Genomic DNA, 23281 nt, shown 5'->3' with positions numbered 1-23281 from the left:
AAGGTGGCCCAAGCCCGGGCGGCTGGCAAGTCTTTGATGATCAGGCCTGCCGCAACATCCGGCGAAACCCGGCCAGCCAGCGGCGGGCGTCAAAGCCCGGGGGCGCGCTTGCGAAAAGCTGTCGGTCCAGATCGGCCATGATCGGGGGCGCGGGCTGGCCCCGCCAGCGCAGGTGCCGGTCCGCCGCAGCGCGCAGGGCGGGCAGATCCCCCGCGACCGCCGCGCGGTGCATGGCCCGCGCATGGGGACCGGGCAGCCGGCGGCGGATGCGCCTGCGGATCCCCGCAAGGGGCATCAGGCCCCGTCCTTGCAGCATCAGGGCAAGGGATGCGGCCATGCCCCCGCCCAGGGCCGCGGCGGCAAGGGGCCAGTTGCGCCAAGCCACCTGGTCGGACGCGCCGAAATTCGATCCGAAGCCCACGAAGCCAAAGGGGATGGGCTTCAGCGGCGCGACCTCGACCTGGCGGCTGTCGGTGTCGAACCAAGAAGTCGCCTCGGCATGAAGGATGGCGGGTTCGCCGGTCCGGGGGCGCAACTGCCATTCCCAGACGACGCGCGCGACCGGACCGGCCTCGGTCAGGACGGTTTCGCGGATCTCTGGCTGGCTGAACAGGATCAGCCAGGGTTCCGACAGGTCGGGGCGCGCAGGCAGGTGATGGGACAAGGTGCCCAAAGCCTCGACCGTGACGCGGCGGGTCAGGATTTCGTCCTTTTTCAACCGCCCGGGTTCGGCGGACAATTCGTCCGTCAGGGTCAGTTGCCGCGCGGACAGGGGCGGGGCATCCGCTGGGAAGGGCCTGACCGCAAGGCTGATCGGCGGGGCCGTGACGGTGGTTTCCGCCCGTTGGCCGTTGTCCAGGACATAGGTCAGCTTGTGGCTGACCGGACCCACCGCCAAGGGGCCGTCGCGGCGGGGAAACAGCGCCACCTTGCGTTCAAAGATTTGCAGCAGCCGCCCGTTCACCCGTTCCTTGTGCCAATCGTCCCGCGCGACCTGGATCCAGTCGTAGTCGGGCGAGTTCGGGAACTCCATGTCCTCCAGGGATACGGTCAGGTCGTATTCGCCGCGAATGGTCAGTTCGACCATTTCCGACACGACCGGGGCGCCGTGGTCGTGCAGGATCATCAGGCGGGTGTCGCCCTGCGCCAGGGCCGCGCCCGCCAGCATCGCCCAAGCTAGGAGAATGCGGATCACCATGGGTCGCCTTCTTTCGGGCGGATCAAGCCCAGTTGCGCGCGGCGGTCGAATTCGGCGTGGATGCGCAGCTTGAGGAATTCGCCCGGATCGTCGGTGATCGCGTCCAGCCATTGATCGGTCGCGGCAAGGCCCTTGGCGTCCAGACGCTTTTCCCATTCGGGCCCCGATCCATTGGCCAGCAGTTCCGAGATCGGCACCTCGCCGGGGGGCAGGCCCCCTGCCCCCTTGATCCGGCCCGGCACGACGGAATCGCCCTGGTGCGGCGGATACATCGCGGCCACCAGATCGCGGTTCTGCCGCGCCTGTTCGTCGGCGGGATTGGCAAACAGCATCGCGTCGAAATAGGCGACCGACAGCGCGTAATCCCCCACCGCCGCCAGGGACAGCCCCCGGTTATAGGTCTGCGACCGGCCCGCCTTGGCAAAGGCCGCATCCGCTGCGGGAAATTCGCCCAGCCGATACAACGCCACCCCCCGCGCCGCCGGGTCCGGCAACAGCCACGCAGCCGGGCGGTCCAGCCCTGCGTGCAGCGCCAGCCGCCCAAGCGCCCCCGGCCCGGCGACGGCCAGGGCGGCAAGACCGGCCAGGGCGATCAGCAGGGGCCTCATTCCAGCCTCCTCAGCATGACCAGCAGGGAGGGCAGGACCAGCAGCGCCAGCCATGGCCCAAGATCGCGGTATTGCAGGGCCTGCAGGACGGGATCGCGGACCGATCCGCCGCTGCGCACCAGTTGTCCGGCCAGGCGGTCCATCCGGTCCCAGTCCATGACTTCGCCCCCCCGCACAAGCCGGCCCAGGGCATCGGCGGGCGGCGCGGGCGCGTCCGGGGCCAGATCCGTCAGGCGCAGCGCCCACAGGCGGACGCCTTGCCCCGCCAGCCGGTCGGCCTCGGCCATGGCCTGGGCATCGACGCCGCCGCCGTCGGAAATCAGCACCAGATCGGCACGGGGCAGACCGGCCAGCATCTGGCCCGCCATCCCCATCGCCGCCGCCGGGCGGCTGCCTGCCGCAGGCATGGTGTCCCCGTCCAGAACGCCGATCTGGGTTTGCAGGCTGCCCACGTCCAGCGTGGGCGCGGTGGCCGTGAACGCCTCGCCCGAAAACAGCACAAGGCCTACGGGGCGGCCCGACAGGCCTTGGGCCAGGCCCGCCGCCGCCAGCTTGGCCTGATCCAGCCCCGGCCCCTGCGCGACAGAGGGCGACAAGTCCATTGCCAGCACCACCGCATCGGCCTGCGCCAGCACGGGCGCGTCGGTGCGCGGCAAGGCCGGTCCCGCAAGGCCCAGGATCAGGGCCGCCAGGGCCAGTGGCGCCAGCAGCCGCATCCACAACGGCTGCCGTCCGCCCAAGGCCCCCAAAACCTGCATCGCCCGCAGCATATCGTGGCCCATGACCCGTTCCCACCCCCCCGCATCGGGGCTGCGCGCCACCCGCAGCAGGGCAAGCCCCGCCAGCGGCAACAGCGCCAGCAGCCACAAGGGGCGCAGCAGGATCAGCCCGTCCATCCGCGCCGCCCCCCTGCAATCAGGGCCAGGCACAGCGCGGCGACGATGGCGGGCCAGATCCACAAGGGCTGCCACAACCGCATCGGCGGGCGGGCCGAAGGGTTCGGTTCCAACCGGTCCAGGCTTTGCGCCACCGCCTGCAAATCGGCGGTATCGCGGACGCGGAAGCTTTCGCCCTGGGCGACCTGGGCCACGGCCCGCAGGGTCGCGACATCCACCGCGTCGCGCGAGTCCGGCTGGTTTTCCAGATCCTCGGGGCCAAGGGCGATGGAATGCACGCGGATGCCATGGCCGTGGGCCAGGCGCGCGGCCTCGACCGCAGGAACCGTGCCCGAGGTGTCCACCCCATCCGACATCAGCACGATCACCCGCGTGGGCGCATCGCTGCGCGACAGGCGCTTGGCGGCAAGGCCCAGCCCGTCGGAAATGGCCGTGCCGCGACCCGATATGCCGATCTGCGCCTCGTCTATCGCGCGGGCGACGGCCTCTACGTCAAAGGTCAGGGGGGCGGCGAAATAGGCGCGTTCGCCAAAGATCACCAGCCCGACCCGGTCGCCCCGCCGCGCCGCGACAAAGGCCGATGCGGTGCGCTTGACCGCCTCCAGGCGGGTGACGGGCTGGTCGTCCAGGAAGAAATCCTCTTTCAGCATGCTGCCCGACAAATCCATGACCAGCACGATGTCGCGTCCCGATGCGGGGATCACGTCGCTGGCAACCTCGATGCGCGGACCCGCCAGGGCGATGACCAGGGCAACCCAGGCCAGCCCGGCCAGCCACGGTCCCCGCAGTCGCGCAACCCCTGCCGGGCGGGCGCCGTGCAGAAGATGCGCGGGCAAGGTCAGCGCGGGCCGGGGCACGGCCAGGGGCGGCATCAGGCGCCGGACCAGCAACGGCAGGGGTAACAGCAAAAGCAGCCAGGGCCAGGCGAGGCTCATCCCCGGCGGGTCCGGCGCAGGGCCGCCCGTTCGATGGCGGCATCGTCCGGGGCAGGCGCGGCGCCATAGGCAGCGGCGCGCAGGGGGTCGGGCAGACGGCCAAGGATGCGGGCGATGGCCAGGATGCGATCCTGCGGCGGCAATCCGCGCGTGGCCTGGATCAGGCCGCGCCGCGACGGCTTGCGGCCCAGGACCGGGCGCAACAGCAGGGCCGCGATCAGACCGGCCATCAGGCCCAACCCGGCCAAGGCCAGCATTTCCGACCAGCCAAGCGCCGCCATGTCCAGGGGCAGGCGCGGCGGGGACAGGTGGGCCAGAAGATCCTCGTGCGTCATGGCGCAACCTCGGCCACAGCAAGGCCAAGGGCGCGCAGGCGTGCCAAATCCGCTGTCATGTCGGGAACCGCTAATCGGACAATGCGGCTGTGCCGACCGTCGCTGACCGCCAGCGGCCCCTGGGGGGGCAGCGTCTCGGCATCGTCCAGCATCAGGGCCAGGGTGACCGACCGGCGCCGGGCCAGTTCCGCCAGGGCAGGTTCCGCGCCCGCGAGGCCGTCCAGGCAGGTGGCGACCAGCACCCGCCCGCCCGAAGGCGACAAGCGCATGCCGCGGGCCAGGGCTTCGGACAAGGGCGCGTGGCCTGGGGCCGACAGGGCTTGGTCATGCTGGCGCGCAAGGGCCTGGCAGACAGCCGCCATATGCCCGTCGCCGCCCGATCCGCGCAGTTCGGCCAGCCGCCCGCCCGCCATCAGCGCCGCCACCGATCCGCCGCGCCCCGCGACCGTCCAGCCGGCCTGCGCCAGATGCCGTGCCGCGCGCACAGACCGCAGGGCCGCGCCCGTGCCCCACAGCATCGGCGCGCGGAAATCGGCCAGCAGCAGGATCGTGTCGTCGCGATCCTCGTGCAGGCTGCGGATATGGGGATGGCCGGTGCGTGCCGTCGCCGCCGGGTCTAGCCGCCGGGGATCGTCGCCCGGGACATAGGCGCGGATTTCGCGCAGATCCATGCCCGCGCCCGGCATCCGCGCGGGAACGGCGCCTGCCCGGCGGGTCAGGGGTCGGTGCTTTCCCCGGCCGGGGGCCTGGTCGCGCAGGGCCAGCAGTTCGGCCACGGTCAGGCGGATCCCCGGCGCGTCAGGCAAGCCGGCAGGCAAGGCTACCACGGGCGCACCTGGCGCAGGATGTCGGCAACCAGGCTGCGGCTGGTGCGGCCTTCGCCGCTGGCCGACCAGGCAGGGATCATGCGGTGGGACAGGGCATCGGCGGCCAGCGCCTCGGCATCCTCGGGCAGGCCGTGGTCACGGCCGTGCAGCCAGGCGCGCGCCCGCACCCCTGCGGCAAGCGCCAGCGTGCCGCGCGGGGATACGGGATGTTCCACCCATTCCGCCACCGCCCCACCCGGCCGCGTCGCCATGACCAGCCGCACGATGAAATCCTTGAGCGCGGGCGCAAGGTGGATCCGCGCCACCTCGGCCCGCGCCTGGGCCAGGTCGGCGGCGCGGATCATCGTGCCTGCCTGGATGCGCGGGGCGACCGCCTCGGCCTCGACCAGGTCCAGGATGGCGCGCTCGGCCTCGGCGCCGGGCAGGTCCAGCCGCATGTGCAGAAGGAAGCGGTCCAACTGCGCTTCGGGCAAGGGGAAGGTGCCTTCGTGTTCGATCGGGTTCTGGGTCGCCACCACCATAAATGGATCGGGCAAGGGCCGCGTCACCCCGCCCGAGGTCACCTGCCCTTCGGCCATGGCCTCCAGCAGGGCCGACTGCACCTTGGGCGGCGCGCGGTTGATTTCATCCACCAGCACAAGGCTGTGGAAGATCGGGCCGGGGATGAAGTCGAAGCCGCCGGTTTCGGGGCGGAAGACCTGCGTGCCGGTCAGATCGGACGGCAGAAGGTCGGGCGTGCACTGGATGCGGGCATGGCTGCCCGGCAGATGGGCCGCAAGCGCCTTGACGGCGCGGGTCTTGGCAATGCCCGGCGGGCCTTCGATCAGTACATGGCCCCCGGCCAGCAGCGCGATCAGCAGGCGTTCCACCAGAACGGCATGGCCGATCAGCGTGGCGCCGATCTCGGATCCCAATTGGCGGACGGCATGAGCCTGTTCGGTCAGGTCGTTCATCGCTTTCTCCCCCTCGCGTTGAACTTGCCTATTGTGCAACTGCGTGGGATCGCGATCCAGTGCTAATGCGGAATTTCCCCTGCCACTTTGGTCGGAAAACGCCTAGCGCCGCAGGGCGTAGATCACCAGAATCAGCAGCCCGCCGGCCATGGCGAACCAGGTCAGCGCATAGGTCAGGTGGGGATTGCGAAAGGCGATCACGGTCAGCCCGCCGATGGGTTGCGCATCGCCTGCACGGTCCGCGTCGATGAAATAGGGCGCGACATCGGACAGGCCAAGGCTGGCGGCGATGGCCTGGGTGTCGCGCGAATACCAGCGGCCCGCCTGCGGATCGTTGGCGCGCAGAAAGGCGCCGTCGGGCTGCGACAGGCGCAACAGCCCTGTTACACCTTGCGGACCCTGTGGCAGGGGTCGGTCGTCGCGCCGGTCGGCGGCGACAAAGCCGCGGTTGACCAGCATCGTCCCGCCGTCATCGATGACAAGCGGGGTCATCACCCAGAAGCCCGCCCCAAGCTCCGTCACCGCCTGGACCAGCACGTCGCTGTCGAGCCGGTACTCGCCCTGCACGCTGACGCGGCGGTATTCGGCATCCTCGGCCGTCAGCCCCGCCCATTCGGCGGGCGGCGGCGTTGGAACCGGGTCCGCCGCCACCCGCGCGTCCACGCGGGCGATCAGGTCGGTTTTCCAGCCCAGCCGCTGCACCTGCCAGACGCCCAGGCCCATCAGCACCAGGAAGACGATCCCTGCCGCGACCAGCAAGGCGACCGGGCGGCGGGTGGCGGTCACGATCCCAGGCCCAAGGCCTCGTGGATCATCTGGGGCATCATGTTCGTGTTCATGTTGAACATGACCCACAGCGACCCGGCCAGCACGATGACCAGGATCACGACGGTGAAGATCAGCGCCATCATGGTCCAGCCTTCGTCGCTGCGCGTGTTCATGTGCAGGAAATAGACCATGTGGACCAGGATCTGCACGATCGCCATGCCCACCACCACGGCGGCGGTCAGGAACCGGCTTTCGAAGCCCCCGGCCATGACGATGGCAAAGGGGATCGCGGTCAGGATCACCGACAGGATGAAGCCTGTCAGATAGGACCGGACGCTGCCGTGGTCATGGCCGTCGTCATGGTGGTCGCCATGCGCCTCGGCATGGCGTTCCGTGCGGTGCTTGTCGCCCTGGGCTTCAATCGAGGTCATCAGATCATCCCCAGCAGATAGACGAAGGTAAAGACGCCGATCCAGATCACATCCAGGAAGTGCCAGAACATCGACAGGCAGGCCAGGCGGCGGCGGTTCGCGGGGTTCAGCCCGCGCTGGCGGACCTGGATCATCAGCGTGACCAGCCACAAGCAGCCAAAGGCCACGTGCAGCCCGTGGGTGCCCACAAGCGCGAAGAAGGCCGACAGGAATGCCGAACGCTGCGGCCCCGCGCCCAGGTGGATCAGGTGCTGAAATTCGTAGATCTCGACGGCCAGGAACAGCAGGCCGAAGACCAGCGTGATCCCCAGCCACATCAGCGTGCCGCGCGTGTTTTCCCTGACCATCGCCAGCATGGCAAAGCCATAGGTGATCGAGGACAGCAGCAGGAAGGCCGTGTTCAGCGCCACCAGTTCCAGGTCGAACAGATCCTTTGGCCCCGGACCGGCCGCATAGCTGCCGCCCAGGACGCCGAAGACCGCAAACAGGACCGCGAACATCAGGCAGTCGCTCATCAGATAGACCCAGAACCCGATGGAGGTCGAGGCGCCCTCGTGGTGGTGGTGCGGCTCGACTTCCCAGAAGTCGCCGGGCGCTGCTTGGGTGACGGTGCTCATGGATCAGACCCCTGCGCTTGCCAGCTGGCGGTCGCGCGCGGCTTCCGTCGCGCGCACCTCCTCGGCCGGGATGTGGTAGTCGCGGGCATAGTTGAAGGTATGGAGAACCGACGCCGCCACGATGCCCGCAAAGGACAGGGCGGCCAGCCACCAGATGTACCAGACCAGGGCAAAGCCGCAAACCGTCGCAAAACCGGCAATGATGACCCCTGCCCCGGTGTTCCGGGGCATATGAATGGGCACATAGGTCGCGCGAGGCCGGGTCTGGCCGTAACGCTTCATGTCCCACCAAGTGTCCAGCCCGTGGCTGACCGGCGTGAAGGCGAAGTTATAGGCCGGGGGCGGCGAGGATGTCGCCCATTCCAGGGTGCGCCCGTCCCAGGGATCGCCCGTTTCATCCCGCAACTGGTCGCGCCGCGCGATGGACACGCCGAACTGGATGAACATCGTCGCGATGCCGATGGCGATCAGGACGGCGCCGAAAGCCGCGATGACGAACCAGATCTGCAGGCTGGGATCGTCGAAGACCCGCACCCGCCGCGTCACGCCCATCAGCCCCAGGATATACAGCGGCGCAAAGGCGGTCCAGAAGCCCACGACCCAGAACCAGAAGCTGACCTTGCCCCAGAACGGCTCCAGCCGGAAGCCAAAGGCCTTGGGCCACCAGTAATAGACCGCCGCGAACAGCCCGAACAGCACCCCGCCGATGATCACGTTATGGAAATGCGCCACCAGGAACAGCGAGTTGTGCAACACGAAGTCGGCGGGCGGCACGGCCAGCAGCACGCCCGTCATGCCGCCGATCACGAAGGTCAGCATGAAGGCGATGGTCCACATCATCGGCAGTTCGAACCGGATGCGGCTGCGGTACATGGTGAACAGCCAGTTGAAGATCTTGGCCCCTGTGGGAACCGAGATGATCATGGTGGTAATCCCGAAGAACGAGTTCACGGACGCCCCCGACCCCATCGTGAAGAAGTGGTGCAGCCAGACTAGATAGGACAGGATGGTGATGCAGACGGTCGCATAGACCATCGAGGTGTATCCGAACAGCCGCTTGCCGGTGAAGGTCGCCACGACCTCGGAATAGACGCCGAACAGGGGCAGGATCAGGATATAGACCTCGGGGTGGCCCCAGATCCAGATCAGGTTCACATACATCATGGCGTTGCCGCCAAGGTCGTTGGTGAAGAAGTTGGTGCCGATGTAACGGTCCAGCGTCAGCAGGACCAGCGTGGCCGTCAGCACCGGGAAGGACGCCACGATCAGGATGTTCGTGCAAAGCGCCGTCCAGGTGAAGATCGGCATCCGCATCATGGTCATGCCCGGCGCGCGCATCTTGATGATCGTCACCAGCAGGTTGATCCCCGACAGCGTGGTCCCCACCCCCGCGACCTGAAGGCCCCAGATGTAATAGTCCACGCCGACATAGGGGCTGGACCCCAAGCCCGACAGCGGCGGGAAGGCCAGCCAGCCGGTCTGCGCGAATTCGCCCACGAACAGCGACATCATGGTCAGAACCGCGCCGCCGACCGTCATCCAGAAGCTGAAATTGTTGAGGAACGGGAACGACACGTCGCGCGCGCCGATCTGCAAGGGCACGACGAAGTTCATCAAGCCCGTGACGAAGGGCATCGCCACGAAGAAGATCATGATGACGCCGTGGGCCGAAAACACCTGATCATAGTGGTGGGCGTTCAAATAGCCCTCGGATCCGCCAAAGGCGATGGCCTGTTGCAGGCGCATCATGATCGCATCGGCGAAACCGCGCACGAACATGACCAGGGCCAGCACGACATACATGATGCCGATCTTCTTGTGATCGACCGTCGTGAACCATTCGTGCCACAGGTATGACCACAGCTGATGCTTGTGCAGCATCCACAGCAGTCCGGCGCCGCCGATGGCGACGACCGCGCCGGTGGCCCAGACGATCGGATCCTGGGGGATCGCGTTCCAGTCCAGCCGTCCCAGCAGGAAGGTGGTTTCGATGTCCGATGGTATCGCCATCTTCGGCCTCTACAGGTTCTGGTCGGCGCCGTCCGGCGGCACGGATTGGGTCAGCTTGTTGGGGATCAGGTTCCAGCCCAGGATGCCCCGGGGCGCATCCAGCCCCCGCCCGCGCAGGGGCGTCAGGTCGCGGGGCGCGCTGTCCACGGGTGGGGCGCTTGCCAGCATCCGGTCCAGTTCCTCGACCGTGCAGATGCCCGTCACCTGGAAGGGCGGCAGGCCCAGCACGGGCCGGGGGGTGCCGAGGCCGGGATCGGTCAGCGCGACATTGGCGATGCCCGGCAGGCCCAGCCCGCCCTGGGCGTCCAGGGCCATCATCTCGGCCATGCACATCCGGCCTTCCTCGACGCACAAGTTCACGACGCGGCTGAACAGTTGCGGGTCCACCGGGGCAAATGCCATGGGGGGCACGTTCTCGCTGGGCTTTTCCAGTTCAAGATAGCGCGCGCGGTCCAGCGCCTCGGCGCTGTCGGCGGCTTGGGCGACCCAAATGTCAAAACCGGCATCGTCCAGCGCCCGGGCTTTGAACCGCATCCCGGAAAAGCCATGGCCCGAATAATGCGAGGCCAGGCCTTGGTATTCCCCCGCCTCGTTGAAGACCCCATGCAGAGTGGTCTGCATTCCCGGCATGGCATAGATCATCCCCGCCATGGCCGGGATATAGAAGGCGTTCATCACCGAGGTCGAGGTCAGCGTGAACTGGACCGGACGGTCCACCGGCACGGCCAGCTCGTTGACGGACGCCACCCCCTGTTCGGGATAGATGAACAGCCATTTCCAGTCCATTGCCACGACCTGCACCTGCAAGGGCTGCTGGTTGCTGACCGGGGTTTCGGCGTCGATGCGGTCCAGCGGCCGGTACGGGTCCAGCAGATGCGTGCCCACCCAGGTCAGCGCGCCCAGGCAGACGATGATCAGCAGCGGAATGGCCCAGATCACCAGTTCCAGCTTGGTCGAATGGTCCCAGTAGGGATCATAGCTGGCCTGCTTGTTGGACGCACGATACCGCCAGGCGAACCACACGGTCAGCGCCATCACGGGGATGATGATGACCAGCATCAAGGCCGTGGATTGCACCAGCAATTCCGCCTGGCGCGCCGCGATGTCGCCCGAGGGGCGCAGCACGACAGCCTCGCAGGCCGCAAGCAGCAAAAGCGGCGCCAGCCAGGAAACACGTTTGAAAAGATGTGTCATGTCGATAATGACCCCGCTGACCGCGCGAATCGCGCGGCTGTTCAGACGACGACGCCCTGAGATTGCAGTTCAGATAGTTGCCTTGACCAAAGTCAAACATAAGACAATTTGTCGCGTATTCATTGCCGCCATTCTGTAGCATTGCTGCCGGAACCGCGCGAATCCCCAGGGATGTCGCCTGTCTTGCCCTTCATGCCTTCTGGCCCAATCCGGATTGGTTCACGCAATGGTAACATCTGCCGAAACCCCTGACCGCCAAAGCCCCGGCAAGGATGCCGACGACATCCACGTGTCGCCGTCCGACATCGCGGTGGGCGTTGTGATCGGGCGCGCGTCCGAGTTCTTTGATTTCTTCGTCTTCGCCATCGCCGCCGTGATCGTGTTCCCGGCGCGGCTGTTTCCCTTTGCCGATCCGCTGACCGGCACGCTGCTGTCCTTTGTGCTGGTGTTGCTGGCCTTTGTCGCGCGGCCCGTCGGCACCGCGATCTTCATGTATATTGACCGCAAGCAGGGGCGCGTGGCCAAGCTGACGCTGGCCTTGCTTCTGCTGGGCACCTCGACCGTGGCCATGGGCCTTGTGCCCTCCTATGCGGTGATGGGCGAATGGGCGATCGTGGTCATGGCGATCCTGCGCATCGGCCAGGGCCTTGCCATCGGCGGCAGTTGGGACGGCCTTGCATCCCTGCTGGCGCTCAGCGCACCAAGGCGCAAGCGCGGCTTTTACGCGATGATCCCGCAGCTTGGCGCACCCATCGGGCTGATCGTCGCGGCGCTGCTGTTTTCCTATCTGGTGACGAACCTGTCGGAACAGGACTTTCTGGACTGGGGCTGGCGCTATCCGTTCTTTGTGGCCTTTTCCATCAACGTGGTGGCCTTGTTCGCGCGCCTGCGCATCATCGCCTCGCCCGAGTTCCAGGAAGCGTTCGAGACCCGCGAACTGCAGCCCACCCGCATCCGCCAGGCGTTCCGCAGCGACTGGCGCGCGATCTGGCTGTCTTCTTTCGTGCCGCTGGCCAGTTTCGCGATGTTCCACATGGTCACGGTCTTTCCGTTGTCCTGGGTGTATCTTTACACCGACGAGACGCTGACCTTCTTTCTGAACCTGACGGCGGTCAGCGCGGCGGCGGGCCTGGGATCGGTGCTGCTGTCGGGCTGGCTGTCGGACTGGTTCGGGCGGCGGCGCGTGCTGCTGTGGGGGTCGCTTGCCATCGGCGCCTTCAGCCTGCTGGCACCCTTGCTGCTGCAAGGCGGCAAGACCGGCGTGTCCACCTATATGATCGTGGGTTTCCTGATCCTGGGCATCAGCTTCGGCCAGTCGTCGGGCGCGGTGGCCTCTATGTTCAACAGCCGCAACCGCTATACCGATTCCGCCTTTACCTCGGCCCTGGCCTGGCTGTTCGGCGCGGGGCTGGCGCCGCTGACCGCGCTGTTCCTGTCCACCACGCTGGGGCTGTTCGCGGCGGGGCTGTATCTGCTGTCGGGGGCCGTGGCGACAATGGCCGCGCTGTGGTTCGTGCGGCAGTTCGAGTTTCAGAAGCAGGGCTAGGCCAAGCGCAATTCCTTGACCGGGGGCAACAATCCTGCAGGATGGCCGGGCTTGGCCCCGATCGGAGAATGCGTTGTTTCCCGGCTTTGACACTGTGGACGTCCCCGTTGGCGGCGCGACGATCCATGCCCGGATGGGCGGGCAAGGCGATCCGGTCCTGCTGCTGCACGGCTATCCGCAGACCCATGCGATGTGGCACGGGATCGCAGGCGAACTGGCCCGCACCCATCGCGTGATCCTGGCGGACCTGCGCGGTTATGGAGATTCGGTTGCGCATGACGGCGACTTCACCTTTCGCGCGATGGCGCGGGATCAAGTCGCGCTGATGAACCACCTGGGCCATTCCCGATTCCATGTCCTTGCCCATGATCGCGGGGCGCGGACGGCCCACCGGATGGTTCTGGATCACCCCGCCGCGGTGCGGTCCGTCGCCTTGCTGGACATCCTGCCGACGCTGGACGTGTGGGGCACCATGGATGGCTGGCTGGCGCAGCGGTATTACCATTGGATGTTCCTGGCTCAGCCGGGCGATATGCCGCGCCGGCTGATCAGTTCCGATCCGGTGTTCTTCCTGCATTCCGCCCTGATCGGGCTGGCGGGGTCGGATATCTTCGATCCCGCAGCAATGGCGGAATACGAACGCGCCGCCCGGAATCCCGACGTCATTGCGGCATGGTGCGGCGATTACCGGGCCGCCGCCACGACGGACCTGGACCACGACCGCGCCGATCTGGGGCGGATCAGCGACATTCCCTGCCTTGTGCTGTGGGGCAGCAGGGGCGTCGTAGCCCATCACATGGACCCGCTGGCCGCCTGGCGGGCATGGTTTCCCGCGGCACGGAGCCATGCCATCGACGCAGGCCATTTCCTGGCCGAGGAACGCCCGGCCGAGGTTCTGGCTGCCGCGGCACGGCACCTGGACAGGGGCTGATCGCCGCCCCTACCCGCGCAATGCCTTGGCCTGCCTGCGCCGCGCGTGCAGCGCGGGTTCGGTATAGCCCGAGGGCTGCGTCGTCCCGGTCAGCACCAGATCGCGCGCGGCCTCGAAGGCGGGGCCGTCAAAGCCGGGGGCCATGGGGACATAGTTCGGATCGCCCGCGTTCTGGGCATCCACCTTCAGCGCCATGCGGCGCATCGCATCCTCGACCTGCTCGCGGCTGACCAGCCCTTGTTCCAGCCAGTTCGCCAACAGTTGCGCGCTGATGCGGCAGGTGGCGCGGTCCTCCATCATCGGCACGTCGTCGATATCGGGCACCTTGGAACAGCCAACCCCCTGATCCACCCAGCGCACCACATAGCCCAGGATTCCCTGCGCGCTGTTGTCCAGCTCCCGCAGGATCTGATCTTGCGGCAAGGGCGTGTCGCCCACCATGGCCGGGGTCAGCAGGTCGTCCAGGCCGGGGACCGGCTGGCCTTCCAGCTGATCTTGCCGCGCGGCCACATCGACCATGTGGTAATGCAACGCGTGCAGGGTCGCGGCCGTGGGGCTGGGCACCCAGGCGGTGTTGGCGCCCGATTGCGGATGGGCGATCTTGGCTTGCAGCATTTCGGCCAGGGCGTCGGGTTTCGCCCACATGCCCTTGCCGATCTGCGCCCGGCCCCGCAATCCGCAAGCAAGGCCGATCAGCACGTTGCGGTCCTCGTATGCCTTCAGCCAGCCCGACCGGCGCGTCGCCTCGCGCCCGGCGAATGCGCCCGCCTGCATGGAGGTGTGGATCTCGTCCCCCGTGCGGTCCAGGAAACCGGTGTTGATAAAGAACACCCGGTTGCGGATCGCATGAATGGTGGCGGCAAGGTTCGCGCTTGTGCGGCGTTCCTCGTCCATCAGGCCCAGCTTGACGGTGTCGGCGGGCAGGCCTAGGATCCGTTCGACCCGGGTAAAGATGCGGTCGGCAAAGGCGGCCTCGTCCGGGCCGTGCATCTTGGGCTTCACCACATAGATCGAACCAACGCGGCTGTTGCGGGGACCATCGGTCTTGTTCAGGTCGTGGATCGCGCAGGCCGTCGTCACCATCGCGTCCAGCAGCCCTTCGGGCGTGTCCTGGCCGTTCATGCGCACGGCATCGGTGGTCATCAGATGGCCCACGTTGCGCACCAGCAAAAGCGCACGGCCCGGCAGGGCAACGGTGGTGCCGTCCGGGCGCGTGACGGTGCGGTCGCCCGCCAGGCGGCGGGTCAACTGCTTGCCGCCTTTGTCGAAGGTGTCAGTCAGGTCGCCCTTCATCAGCCCCAGCCAGTTGGCGTAAACGCCCACCTTGTCGGCGGCATCCACGGCCGCCACGCTGTCCTCGCAATCCTGGATGGCGGTCAGCGCGGCTTCCACGATCACGTCGCGCAGGCCCGACGGGGATGCCGCACCGATCGGGTGGCCGGGGTTGATGACCAGTTCGACGTGCAGCCCGTTGTGGCGCAGAACCAGCCCGGTATCCGGGCCTTCGACCCGGCGGCCCACGAATGCCGAGGGGTCGCGCAAGGCGACCTCCGACCATTCGATCGTGGCTTTCAGACCATCTGCATCGGCCAGATAGCCCGACACCTCGGCATGGCTGCCGCTGGTCAGGGGGAAGGTGTCGTCCAGAAACCGTGCGGCGCGGGCCACGACCGCATCGCGGCGCGGGGGGTCGATGTCGCCGGCTGCAGGGGGCGGACCCAGCACGTCGGATCCGTAAAGCGCGTCATACAGCGATCCCCAGCGGGCATTGGCAGCGTTCAGCGCGAAGCGGGCATTGCTGACCGGCACCACCAGTTGCGGGCCTGCGACAAGGGCGATCTCGGGGTCGATCCGGCCATTGTCGATGGCAAAGGGCGCGGGTTCGGGGACCAGATAGCCGATCTCCGTCAGAAAGGCGCGATAGGCGGCGGTATCCCAGGGCTGGTTGCCGCGCGCCTTGTGCCAGGCGTCGATCCGGCCCTGCAATTCGGCGCGGCGATCTAGCAGCGTGCGGTTTTCCGGTGCAAGATCGGCCAGCAGTTCCGCATATCCCGACCAAAAGCGATCCGGGTCAACGCCCGTGCCGGGAAGAACGCTGCTTTCCACAAAATCCGCCAGGATGTCGGCCACGTCCAGGCCATGCCTTTGGGTGTAACGCGTCATGCTCATCTGGTTTTCCTTATCGCGAGGTCTGTGCCGGTATGCCGTCGCACACATTCAGCAATCCCATACGACACCGCAGAATTTTTTCCAAGCGGCCTGAAAAGTTTTTCTGTTGTCTGGAAAAAGCGCGCTTGTCAGGGCTTGCCGGCATCCTCGACCACCTCGGCCGTGACGTGGCGGGCGGCACTTTCATCCTCGGCCCCGGCACCGGCCTCGACGATGTCGCGGGCTTCTTCCTCGTCCTCGTCCTCGATGGCAGGGGGTTCCTCGCCTGCCAGGAAGTTGCCGAACTTCTCCCAGCCGGGAACATATTCGGCCAGCACGCGCAGCACGACCAGCACCGGCACGGCGATGATCATGCCGATCACCGACCACAGCCACGCCCATAGCGCAACAGCCAGGAACACGACAACGGTGTTCATCTGCAACCGGCGCGACACGAAGTAGGGGGTGATCACCTGGCCCTCGAGCGAGGTCAGGAACATATAGGTTCCCGCGACCATCATCGGCCAGAAGACCCCCGGCATGACCACCAGGGCCACCAGGCCCGAGGTGATGACGCCGACGATTGCGCCCAGATAGGGGATGAAGTTCAGGATAAAGGCGCTGATGCCGAACAGGATCGCGCCGGGCATTCCCCAGGCGAACATGGCAAGACCGACCGCCAGTCCCAGTCCTGCATTGATGATGGTGATGGCACCCAGGTAATTGCCCAGTGAGTCCTCGATCTGGCGCAGGGCCAGATAGGCGCCTCGCTTTTCGGCCATGGAATCGAAGCTTTGCACGATCTTGAGATACAGCAGATCGCCCGATGCCAGCATGAAGAACAGCAAGAACAGCGTAAAGACCACCTGACCGGCAATGGCGGGGGTGAACTTCATCAGCGAGGTCAGGGTGCTGTCGCTGACCTCCTCGACCTTGATGGGGGCTGGCTGGCCCTCGTCGTCGGGGGCTTGGACCTGTTCGATTTCCTGGGCGGCCTGCTGAATTTCCTCGAAGGATTCGCGCAGTTCACTGAATTTCTGTTCCAGGCGGGTCTTGATCGTGGGCAGGTTCTGGGCCGCCTGACTGACCGGGCCGCTTGCGCCCAGGCCAATCAGGGCCACGGCAATGACAAGGCCCAAGGTCACGATCGTGGCGGTCAGCGCATCGGGCACCCCGCGTCGGCGGGCCAGGCGGCGCAGCGGGGTGAACACAAAGAACAGCAGCACCGCCAGCGTCACCGGCATCAGGAAATCGCGCCCGGCGGCAATGGCCGCGAATGCCATGATCATGAAGATGCCGATGACGGCCCAGTTGGCCGCGCGCCCGCTGGCGCCGGTGCCGTCCGGGCGGAACCGCGGAAAGCTGAACTTCTGGGCCAAGGCCTCCCCCTGCATTGCCGGCAGGGCCAAACGCGAGGGGCAACCCGGTCGTTCCGGGCCGCCCGCCAAGGCGATGCCCGCCCGTCAGATCGGGTGGTCGCCCGTCGCGTCGATCACTCGGGTCGGCAAGCCCATCTCCCCCAGCAGTTCCAGGAAGGGCCGCGCGGGCAGATCCTCGACATTGACCATGGCCTTCACGTCCCAGATACCGCGAGCGACCAGGACCGCCGCCGCGACAGGGGGCACGCCCGCGGTATAGCTGATGCCCTGGCTACCGACCTCGTTGAAGGCGTCCTTGTGGTCGGCGACGTTGTAGATGAAGACCTCGCCTGGCTTGCCGTTCAGGCTGCCCTTGACCAGATCGCCGATGCAGGTCTTGCCCTGGTAATCGGGGGCAAGGCTGGCGGGATCGGGCAGCACGGCCTTGACGACCTTCAGCGGCACGACATCCAGCCCTTCGGCGGTCTTGACGGGCTGTTCGGACAAAAGGCCCAGGTTCTGCAGCACGGTGAAGACGTTAATATAGTGGTCGCCAAAGCCCATCCAGAAGCGCACGTCGGCGTGTTTGTAGCGGGCGGACAGGCTGTGAACCTCGTCATGGCCGGACAGATAGGCCTTCTGCTTGCCGACGACGGGCAGATCCCATTCGCGGCCCACCTCGAACATCTTGTTCGAACGCCATTCGCCGCCCTGCCAGGAATAGACGGTGCCGGTGAATTCGCGGAAGTTGATCTCGGGGTCGAAGTTCGTGGCGAACCAGCGGCCATGCGAGCCTGCATTGATGTCCACGATGTCGATGCTGTCGATCTTGTCGAAATACTCGTCCTCGGCCAGGCGGGCATAGGCGTTGACCACGCCCGGATCGAAGCCCGCGCCCAGGATGGCGGTGATGCCAGCCTGCGCCACGTCCTCTCGCCGCGTCCATTCATAGTTGCCGTACCAGGGCGGGGTTTCACAGATCTTCGCCGGATCCTCGTGGATGGCCGTGTCGATATAGGCGGCGCCGGCGCGGATGCAGCCTTCCAGAACGGTCATGTTGATAAAGGCCGTGCCCACGTTGATGACGATCCCCGCGTCGATCCGGCGGATCAGCGCCTCGACCGCGCCCGCATCCATCGCGTCCAGCGCGTGGCTGGCAAAGGGCATCTGGTGGCCCTTGTCGCGCAAGCTGCCGATGATCGCGTCAGCCTTGGATTGCGTGCGGTTGGCGATGTGCAAATCGCCGAATTCCGCAGCCTGTTGCGCCACCTTGTGCGCCACGACTTGCGCGACGCCACCCGCGCCGATGATGAGGACGTTCTTCTTGGGCAATTACGGATCCTTTCCGGGGTTGCAGAGAGGTGCCTTAGGACAGGCTGGATTTGTATTCTTCGTAAGGAAAGCTGCGCACGGTGCGGACGCTGCCGTCATCCTCGCGGATGGCTATGGCGGGCATGGCGACGCCGTTGAACCAGTTCTTCTTGACCATCGTATAGCCCGCCGCATCCGCGATGCTGATGCGGTCGCCCACGGCCAGGGGCCGGTCGAAGCGCGCGTCGCCGAAAATGTCGCCCGCAAGGCAGGTCTTGCCCGCGACCTGGTATTCGTGGCCGCCCGACTGCGGCAGCTTGGCGGTTTCGCGATAGATCAGCAGATCCAGCATATGCGCCTCGATGCTGCTGTCCACGATGGCGACCTTTTTGCCGTTGTCGATGATGTCCAGGACGCTGACCTCCAGCGTGGTGGTGCCGGTGATACTGGCCTCGCCCGGTTCCAGATAGGCCTGGACACCGAAACGGTCCTGGAACCCCTTTAGCCGGTCGGCCAGCCGGTCGATCGGATAGCCTTCGCCCGTGAAATGGATGCCGCCGCCCAGGCTGACCCAGTCCAGGCGCTTCAGGATCTCGCCGAACTCGGACTCGATCCGGGTCAACTGCCCATCGAACAGGTCGAAGTCGCGGTTTTCGCAGTTATAGTGGATCATCACGCCGCTGATCCGGTCCAGGGCGGATTCCAGCCGCGCCATGTCCCATTCGCCCAGGCGGCTGAAGGGCCGCGCCGGGTCGGCCAGGTCGAAGCCGCTGGTGGAAAAGCGCGGGTTCAGCCGCAAGCCGGTGGTCACGCCCTTCGCGCGGTCGGCAAAGCGGTCAAGCTGCGACAGGCTGTTGAAGATGATCTTGTCGGAATATGACACCGCCTCGTCGATCTCGTGATCGGCCCAGGCGACGGAATAGGCATGAGTTTCCTTGCCGAATTCCTCATGCCCCAGGCGCAGTTCGAACAGCGACGACGAGGTGGTCCCGTCCATGTAGTCGCGCATGAAATCGAAGACCGACCAGGTGGCAAAGCATTTCAGCGCCAGCAGCGCCTTGGCCCCCGACGCCTCGCGCAGGCGTGCGACCTGTTCCATGTTGCGGCGCAACGCGGATTTGTCGATCAGATAGAAGGGCGTCTGCATCCCGGCCATGCGAAACCTTTGGGTTCAGGGCGAAAGGGCCGATATAGCCACCCCCCCCGGGTTTCGCAAGAAAGCGCGACAGGCTTGTGACAAAGGCCTAGACCCCGGCCGCAAGCCGCCTGAATTCGCGTTTCAGCAGATCCAGTTCGGCGCGCAGTTGCGCCACCTCGGCCAGCAGCTCGTCGCCCGCGACGGCTCCGGCGACCAGGGTCAGTTGGGCCAGCACCACCGATCCGGGCTGATCGGGATCGCCCGCAACCAGCAGCAGGCCATGCGCGTCCCGGTCGATCACCGCGCCCGGCAGATCGGCCGTGACCGACCACAGGCCCGGGCCTGCATCGCGCAGCCGGGCCTGGGCCACCACCTTGCCGCGCTGGACAACGCACAGCCCGGCAGGCTGGCTGTCCGCCTGCAAGGCCCCGGTCCAGCAGCCGCCCGAAACACCATGGTCTTCGAACCTCATCCCATCCCCCTTCAGGCCTGCGCGCGCGGGTGATGCGACACCAGCACGTCATTGATGCCGACCGCGTTCAGATGCGGCTGCTCGAAGATCAGATCCAGCCAGGCGCGTTCGATGGGACGGTTGGCCAGGTCGGCATAGGCCACGTCGAATTCGGCGCGCCGCCGCGCGCCCACCCCCTCGGCCGGGTGGCCAAGCTGGCGCAGCATCGTTTCGGTATTCGGTCCCTGGACCAGGTTGATGCGGGCATAGATGGTGATGGGACGTTCGGCGTCCATGACCGTGTCCAGTTGCAGCACCCGGTCCGCCCCCAGGCCGGGCAGGGCGTCATCGGGCAGATCCAGCGCCAGCGACAGGAAACCGCAGGAATTTCCCATCATCTCGATCCCCATGGCATAGCAGGCGGCCTGGCCCGGACGCGGGCGTGGCGATTGCCGCAGGATCAGGGCGCGGTTCGGGCAATCGTGCCACAAGGCCGCATCCTCTCCCAGGCGGTGGCCGTTGTCGGGGGACACCACGGCCTGCGGACTGATCTGCCCGCACAGAAGCCGGGGCCGCCAATGCCAGTCCGTGCCGGGGGGCAGATCCTCGTCCCCCAACCCGGTCTTGCGCAGCATCCAGGGATCGGAGGCTTGCAGGAACCGCGACAACCGCCGATGCAGAAGCTGCGCTTCCTCGCGCAGTTCGGGATCAACAGGGCGCGGCCTGCGGTCCAGGCGGTCGGCCAGCCGCGCCCAGTCGGGGCGCCGCCGGTCCAGGCCAAAGATATCCAGCAGACGCATGACCATAAGGGCACCTTATCCTTGCCCCGCATGGATAAACTGCAACCTTGGCGCGAACAACCCTCAGGACAACAGCGCGTCCAGATGGGCGGCGCAGGCGAAATCGGCATCCGTCAGTCCGCCCGCGTCATGGGTGGTGAAGGACACCTGGCAATAGCCCCAGCCAAAGGCCACGTCGGGATGATGGTTGTGCCTGTTGCCCAGCCAGGCCGCCAGGTTCGCCATCTCCACCGCCTTGGCGAAGCCCTTGAAATCGAACCGACGGGTGATCGCGCGACCGTCGTCTGACAAGGACCAGCCTTTCAGGGATTCCAGTCGGGCCGTTATGTCGTCTTTCTCCATCCCATCCTCACAATAACGGCGATGCCAGGGCCAGCAGGTTGTTGCGCAAACGGCGGAAGACGGACCAGTTGCGCACCTCCTCCAGCGTGATCTCGCGCGACCGTTCGGCATAGCTGACTTGCCGCGCGTCCAGTTCCTCGACGAATTCATGGTCGAAGACGGCCATGTTCACCTCGTAGTTCAGCTCGAAGCTGCGGCGGTCCAGGTTGGCGCTGCCGACCATGCCCATGCGGCCGTCCACGGTCAGGATCTTGGAATGCAGCAACCCGTCCTGGAACAGCAGGATCCGCGCCCCTGCCGACAACAGGCCATAGTAGAACCCCTGGCTGGTCGCGCCCACGACAAGGGAATCGTTGCGGGCGGGCAGGATCATCGTGACCTCGACCCCGCGCCGGGCGGCAGCGCGGATCGCGGCATCCAGGGCCACGTCGGGCACGTAATAGGGTGTGGTGATCGTCACCCGGTCGCGCGCGGTGTGCAGCATCCCCGTCAGGCAATCGGAAATCGACCCCTGGCGCCGGTCGGGCCCGGTGGGAATGACCTGCGCGATCTCGCCCGGATCGGCGACGGGTTCCACGGGCTGCAGCATATCGCCCAGATCCTTGCCGGTATAGCTCATCCAGTCGCCCAGGAAGACCGACTGGAACTGCCGCACCACGGGGCCTTCGACCGACATCACGATATCGACCCAAGGGGCAAAGCGCGGCTTGATGGCGAATGCCATGTCCGCACAGTTGCGGCTGCCCGAAAAGGCCATGCGGTTGTCCACCACCAGGATCTTGCGGTGGTTGCGCAGATCCAGCCTGCGAAACAGCACGCTGATAAAGGGCAGCCCCCAGGGAAAGGCGGTGACGCATTCGGCCCCGGCTTCCTGCATCTGGGTCCACAGCGCGGACCTGACCAGCAGCCGCGACCCCAAGGCATCGACGATCACCCGGCATTCGACGCCACGCTGCGCGGCACGGGCCACGGCATGGGCCATCTTTTGCCCCGAATGGTCGGGCAGCCAGATATAGAACAGGATATGGACATGATCGGTGGCCCGCTCGATCGCGTCGACCAACAGGTCGATGGCATCGTCGCTTTCTTCCAGCAGGTGGATGCGGTTGCCGTTCAAGGCCGACATCCCCCCTACCGCGGCATTGGCCGCGACCACGGGCTGGGCAAAATGGGGGGGTTCCGCGATCACGGCGGGGTTCGGGATGCGCAGGTTCGTCAGCCGGTCGCGCACATCGGCCATGCGCTGGACCTCGGCCTGGTTCATGCGAACCTCGCCGAACAGGATATAGGACAGGATGCCGACCACCGGCAGCGCCTCGATCACCATGATCCAGGCCAGCCGCACCGACGGATCCAGCCGCGGGCGGATCAGGACGCGCGCGATCAGGGCCAGCGTGACCGTCGTATGCAGCATGACAAGGAACGAGGCCCACATAGGGCGCATCATTCCCGCCCGCCACGGCAATTGCAATTCCCCCCGTCGCGGCCTATCTCGGGGGCTTGAAAACAGCAGGGGCCGCCCGCGAATGAACTGGATCACCAACTATGTCCGTCCGCGCATCAATTCGCTGTTCTCGCGCCGCGAGGTGCCCGAGAACCTGTGGACGAAATGCCCCGAATGCGGAACGATGCTGTTCCACCGCGAATTGTCGGACAACCTGAACGTCTGCACGAACTGCGACCACCACCTGGCGATCAGCCCGCGCGATCGCTTCACCGCTCTGTTCGACGGCGGCGCCTTCCTGGAAGTGAAGGTCCCTGAACCCATCGCCGACCCGCTGCAGTTCCGCGACCAGAAGAAATATCCCGACCGCATGAAGGCGGCGCAGAAGTCCACCGGCGAAAAAGAGGCGATGCTGGTCGCCGAAGGGGAAATCGGCCGTACCCCCATCATCGCCGCCGCTCAGGATTTCAGCTTCATGGGCGGGTCCATGGGCATGTATGTCGGCAACGCTATCATCGCCGCCGCCGAACGCGCGGTCAGGACCAAGCGGCCGCTGGTGCTGTTTTCCGCCGCGGGCGGCGCGCGGATGCAGGAAGGCATCCTGTCCCTGATGCAGATGCCCCGCACCACCGTCGCCGTTGAAATGCTGCGCGAGGCTGGCCTGCCCTACATCGTCGTGCTGACCCACCCGACCACCGGCGGCGTTACCGCCAGCTATGCGATGCTGGGCGACATCCAGATCGCCGAACCGAACGCCCTGATCTGCTTCGCCGGTCCTCGCGTCATTGAACAAACCATCCGGGAGAAACTGCCCGAAGGTTTCCAACGCGCCGAATACCTGCTGGAACACGGAATGCTGGACCGGGTGACGCATCGCAAGCAGTTGCGCGACGAACTGGTCTCGATCCTGCGCATGGTGGGCGGGCTGTCCGCACCGACCCGCGCCGACCTGCCTTCGCCTGCCGTCGAGCCGGCCCAGCCCGAACCCGCGCCTGCCGAATAGGCTTCTTCTTCACCCAAATATCCCGGGGGTCCGGGGG

23 protein-coding genes are annotated in these 23281 nt (G+C 66.4%); 3 read left to right on the top strand and 20 right to left on the bottom strand.

Translation table 11 applies throughout. From position 1 onward, the window contains the following. Nucleotides 1-40 precede the first annotated feature (40 nt). The 12 genes from LZ585_RS02630 to cyoA all read right to left on the bottom strand — a co-directional run bounded on the left by LZ585_RS02630 (nucleotide 41) and on the right by cyoA (nucleotide 10772). Nucleotides 41-1198, bottom strand: a complete 1158-nt coding sequence (locus tag LZ585_RS02630) for a hypothetical protein (RefSeq protein ID WP_234854911.1) — start codon at nucleotides 1196-1198, stop codon at nucleotides 41-43. Beyond that, entirely contained in the window at nucleotides 1192-1806 is a 615-nt protein-coding gene (locus LZ585_RS02625; RefSeq protein WP_234854910.1) for a hypothetical protein, read from the bottom strand. The genes LZ585_RS02630 and LZ585_RS02625 overlap by 7 nt, the downstream gene beginning before the upstream one ends. Continuing rightward, nucleotides 1803-2702 carry a vWA domain-containing protein gene (locus LZ585_RS02620; protein WP_234854909.1) on the bottom strand — a complete coding sequence of 300 codons (900 nt, stop codon included), beginning with the start codon at nucleotides 2700-2702 and terminating at the stop codon, nucleotides 1803-1805. Before LZ585_RS02620 ends, LZ585_RS02625 begins: the two co-directional genes overlap by 4 nt. Beyond that, complete coding sequence (locus tag LZ585_RS02615) at nucleotides 2690-3637, bottom strand: VWA domain-containing protein (protein WP_234854908.1); 948 nt, start codon at nucleotides 3635-3637, stop codon at nucleotides 2690-2692. Before LZ585_RS02615 ends, LZ585_RS02620 begins: the two co-directional genes overlap by 13 nt. Then, the gene (locus tag LZ585_RS02610) at nucleotides 3634-3972 is read right to left on the bottom strand and encodes a hypothetical protein (RefSeq protein ID WP_234854907.1); all 339 of its coding nucleotides are present in this window, start codon (nucleotides 3970-3972) and stop codon (nucleotides 3634-3636) included. The genes LZ585_RS02615 and LZ585_RS02610 overlap by 4 nt, the downstream gene beginning before the upstream one ends. Continuing rightward, nucleotides 3969-4778 (bottom strand): DUF58 domain-containing protein, encoded by an 810-nt coding sequence (locus LZ585_RS02605; RefSeq protein WP_234854906.1) that lies wholly within the window; start codon nucleotides 4776-4778, stop codon nucleotides 3969-3971. The genes LZ585_RS02610 and LZ585_RS02605 overlap by 4 nt, the downstream gene beginning before the upstream one ends. Nucleotides 4779-4792: 14 nt before the next feature. Further along, nucleotides 4793-5752 (bottom strand): AAA family ATPase, encoded by a 960-nt coding sequence (locus LZ585_RS02600; RefSeq protein ID WP_234854905.1) that lies wholly within the window; start codon nucleotides 5750-5752, stop codon nucleotides 4793-4795. A gap of 102 nt (nucleotides 5753-5854) precedes the next feature. Continuing rightward, complete coding sequence (locus tag LZ585_RS02595; RefSeq protein ID WP_234854904.1) at nucleotides 5855-6538, bottom strand: SURF1 family protein; 684 nt, start codon at nucleotides 6536-6538, stop codon at nucleotides 5855-5857. Then, nucleotides 6535-6951 (bottom strand): cytochrome o ubiquinol oxidase subunit IV, encoded by a 417-nt coding sequence (locus LZ585_RS02590; RefSeq protein ID WP_234854903.1) that lies wholly within the window; start codon nucleotides 6949-6951, stop codon nucleotides 6535-6537. The genes LZ585_RS02595 and LZ585_RS02590 overlap by 4 nt, the downstream gene beginning before the upstream one ends. Beyond that, nucleotides 6951-7568, bottom strand: a complete 618-nt coding sequence (cyoC, locus tag LZ585_RS02585) for a cytochrome o ubiquinol oxidase subunit III (RefSeq protein ID WP_234854902.1) — start codon at nucleotides 7566-7568, stop codon at nucleotides 6951-6953. The genes LZ585_RS02590 and cyoC overlap by 1 nt, the downstream gene beginning before the upstream one ends. Before the next feature lie 3 nt (nucleotides 7569-7571). Next, nucleotides 7572-9578: a cytochrome o ubiquinol oxidase subunit I gene (gene cyoB, locus LZ585_RS02580; RefSeq protein ID WP_234854901.1), complete on the bottom strand. Its 2007-nt coding sequence runs from the start codon at nucleotides 9576-9578 to the stop codon at nucleotides 7572-7574. A gap of 9 nt (nucleotides 9579-9587) precedes the next feature. Beyond that, entirely contained in the window at nucleotides 9588-10772 is a 1185-nt protein-coding gene (gene cyoA, locus LZ585_RS02575; RefSeq protein ID WP_234854900.1) for a ubiquinol oxidase subunit II, read from the bottom strand. Between the two features lie 226 nt (nucleotides 10773-10998). Between cyoA and LZ585_RS02570 the strand changes: the two genes are divergently transcribed. Together LZ585_RS02570 and LZ585_RS02565 are read left to right on the top strand one after the other, a co-directional pair. Beyond that, nucleotides 10999-12318, top strand: coding sequence for an MFS transporter (locus LZ585_RS02570; protein ID WP_234854899.1), 1320 nt, complete (start codon nucleotides 10999-11001; stop codon nucleotides 12316-12318). Between the two features lie 94 nt (nucleotides 12319-12412). Beyond that, nucleotides 12413-13249, top strand: a complete 837-nt coding sequence (locus LZ585_RS02565) for an alpha/beta fold hydrolase (protein ID WP_234854898.1) — start codon at nucleotides 12413-12415, stop codon at nucleotides 13247-13249. Between the two features lie 9 nt (nucleotides 13250-13258). Here the strand turns inward: LZ585_RS02565 and LZ585_RS02560 are convergent, their stop codons facing one another. The 8 genes from LZ585_RS02560 to cls form a co-directional block, all read right to left on the bottom strand. After that, complete coding sequence (locus LZ585_RS02560; RefSeq protein WP_234855725.1) at nucleotides 13259-15412, bottom strand: malate synthase G; 2154 nt, start codon at nucleotides 15410-15412, stop codon at nucleotides 13259-13261. A gap of 134 nt (nucleotides 15413-15546) precedes the next feature. After that, nucleotides 15547-16776 (bottom strand): AI-2E family transporter, encoded by a 1230-nt coding sequence (locus LZ585_RS02555; protein WP_234854897.1) that lies wholly within the window; start codon nucleotides 16774-16776, stop codon nucleotides 15547-15549. 84 nt (nucleotides 16777-16860) lie between these two features. Beyond that, nucleotides 16861-18087 carry a saccharopine dehydrogenase family protein gene (locus tag LZ585_RS02550; RefSeq protein ID WP_234854896.1) on the bottom strand — a complete coding sequence of 409 codons (1227 nt, stop codon included), beginning with the start codon at nucleotides 18085-18087 and terminating at the stop codon, nucleotides 16861-16863. A gap of 34 nt (nucleotides 18088-18121) precedes the next feature. Further along, nucleotides 18122-19222 carry a carboxynorspermidine decarboxylase gene (gene nspC / locus LZ585_RS02545; protein WP_234854895.1) on the bottom strand — a complete coding sequence of 367 codons (1101 nt, stop codon included), beginning with the start codon at nucleotides 19220-19222 and terminating at the stop codon, nucleotides 18122-18124. Between the two features lie 88 nt (nucleotides 19223-19310). Continuing rightward, nucleotides 19311-19676, bottom strand: coding sequence for a hypothetical protein (locus LZ585_RS02540; protein WP_234854894.1), 366 nt, complete (start codon nucleotides 19674-19676; stop codon nucleotides 19311-19313). 11 nt (nucleotides 19677-19687) lie between these two features. After that, complete coding sequence (locus tag LZ585_RS02535) at nucleotides 19688-20461, bottom strand: DUF6478 family protein (protein ID WP_234854893.1); 774 nt, start codon at nucleotides 20459-20461, stop codon at nucleotides 19688-19690. 57 nt (nucleotides 20462-20518) lie between these two features. Next, nucleotides 20519-20797, bottom strand: coding sequence for a 4a-hydroxytetrahydrobiopterin dehydratase (locus LZ585_RS02530; protein WP_234854892.1), 279 nt, complete (start codon nucleotides 20795-20797; stop codon nucleotides 20519-20521). Between the two features lie 7 nt (nucleotides 20798-20804). Then, nucleotides 20805-22244 (bottom strand): cardiolipin synthase, encoded by a 1440-nt coding sequence (cls, locus tag LZ585_RS02525; RefSeq protein ID WP_234854891.1) that lies wholly within the window; start codon nucleotides 22242-22244, stop codon nucleotides 20805-20807. A gap of 79 nt (nucleotides 22245-22323) precedes the next feature. Here cls and accD point away from each other — a divergent pair, with 79 nt between their 5' ends. After that, complete coding sequence (accD, locus tag LZ585_RS02520) at nucleotides 22324-23244, top strand: acetyl-CoA carboxylase, carboxyltransferase subunit beta (RefSeq protein ID WP_234854890.1); 921 nt, start codon at nucleotides 22324-22326, stop codon at nucleotides 23242-23244. Nucleotides 23245-23281 lie beyond the last annotated feature (37 nt).

Source organism: Paracoccus everestensis (assembly GCF_021491915.1).
Classification (GTDB): domain Bacteria; phylum Pseudomonadota; class Alphaproteobacteria; order Rhodobacterales; family Rhodobacteraceae; genus Paracoccus; species Paracoccus everestensis.
This window is presented reverse-complemented; position numbering and strand designations above follow the sequence as displayed.

Bases quoted from the DNA above. Each gene is read 5' to 3' on its own strand.
- cyoB (WP_234854901.1), bottom strand. From the start codon at position 9,578: ATGGCGATACCATCGGACATCGAAACCACCTTCCTGCTGGGACGGCTG.
- cyoA (WP_234854900.1), bottom strand. From the start codon at position 10,772: ATGACACATCTTTTCAAACGTGTTTCCTGGCTGGCGCCGCTTTTGCTG.
- LZ585_RS02590 (WP_234854903.1), bottom strand. From the start codon at position 6,951: ATGACCTCGATTGAAGCCCAGGGCGACAAGCACCGCACGGAACGCCAT.
- LZ585_RS02530 (WP_234854892.1), bottom strand. From the start codon at position 20,797: ATGGAGAAAGACGACATAACGGCCCGACTGGAATCCCTGAAAGGCTGG.
- LZ585_RS02615 (WP_234854908.1), bottom strand. From the start codon at position 3,637: ATGAGCCTCGCCTGGCCCTGGCTGCTTTTGCTGTTACCCCTGCCGTTG.
- cls (WP_234854891.1), bottom strand. From the start codon at position 22,244: ATGATGCGCCCTATGTGGGCCTCGTTCCTTGTCATGCTGCATACGACG.
- LZ585_RS02535 (WP_234854893.1), bottom strand. From the start codon at position 20,461: ATGGTCATGCGTCTGCTGGATATCTTTGGCCTGGACCGGCGGCGCCCC.
- LZ585_RS02540 (WP_234854894.1), bottom strand. From the start codon at position 19,676: ATGAGGTTCGAAGACCATGGTGTTTCGGGCGGCTGCTGGACCGGGGCC.
- LZ585_RS02560 (WP_234855725.1), bottom strand. From the start codon at position 15,412: ATGACGCGTTACACCCAAAGGCATGGCCTGGACGTGGCCGACATCCTG.
- LZ585_RS02620 (WP_234854909.1), bottom strand. From the start codon at position 2,702: ATGGACGGGCTGATCCTGCTGCGCCCCTTGTGGCTGCTGGCGCTGTTG.
- nspC (WP_234854895.1), bottom strand. From the start codon at position 19,222: ATGGCCGGGATGCAGACGCCCTTCTATCTGATCGACAAATCCGCGTTG.
- cyoC (WP_234854902.1), bottom strand. From the start codon at position 7,568: ATGAGCACCGTCACCCAAGCAGCGCCCGGCGACTTCTGGGAAGTCGAG.
- LZ585_RS02625 (WP_234854910.1), bottom strand. From the start codon at position 1,806: ATGAGGCCCCTGCTGATCGCCCTGGCCGGTCTTGCCGCCCTGGCCGTC.
- LZ585_RS02610 (WP_234854907.1), bottom strand. From the start codon at position 3,972: ATGACGCACGAGGATCTTCTGGCCCACCTGTCCCCGCCGCGCCTGCCC.
- LZ585_RS02600 (WP_234854905.1), bottom strand. From the start codon at position 5,752: ATGAACGACCTGACCGAACAGGCTCATGCCGTCCGCCAATTGGGATCC.
- LZ585_RS02630 (WP_234854911.1), bottom strand. From the start codon at position 1,198: ATGGTGATCCGCATTCTCCTAGCTTGGGCGATGCTGGCGGGCGCGGCC.
- accD (WP_234854890.1), top strand. From the start codon at position 22,324: ATGAACTGGATCACCAACTATGTCCGTCCGCGCATCAATTCGCTGTTC.
- LZ585_RS02570 (WP_234854899.1), top strand. From the start codon at position 10,999: ATGGTAACATCTGCCGAAACCCCTGACCGCCAAAGCCCCGGCAAGGAT.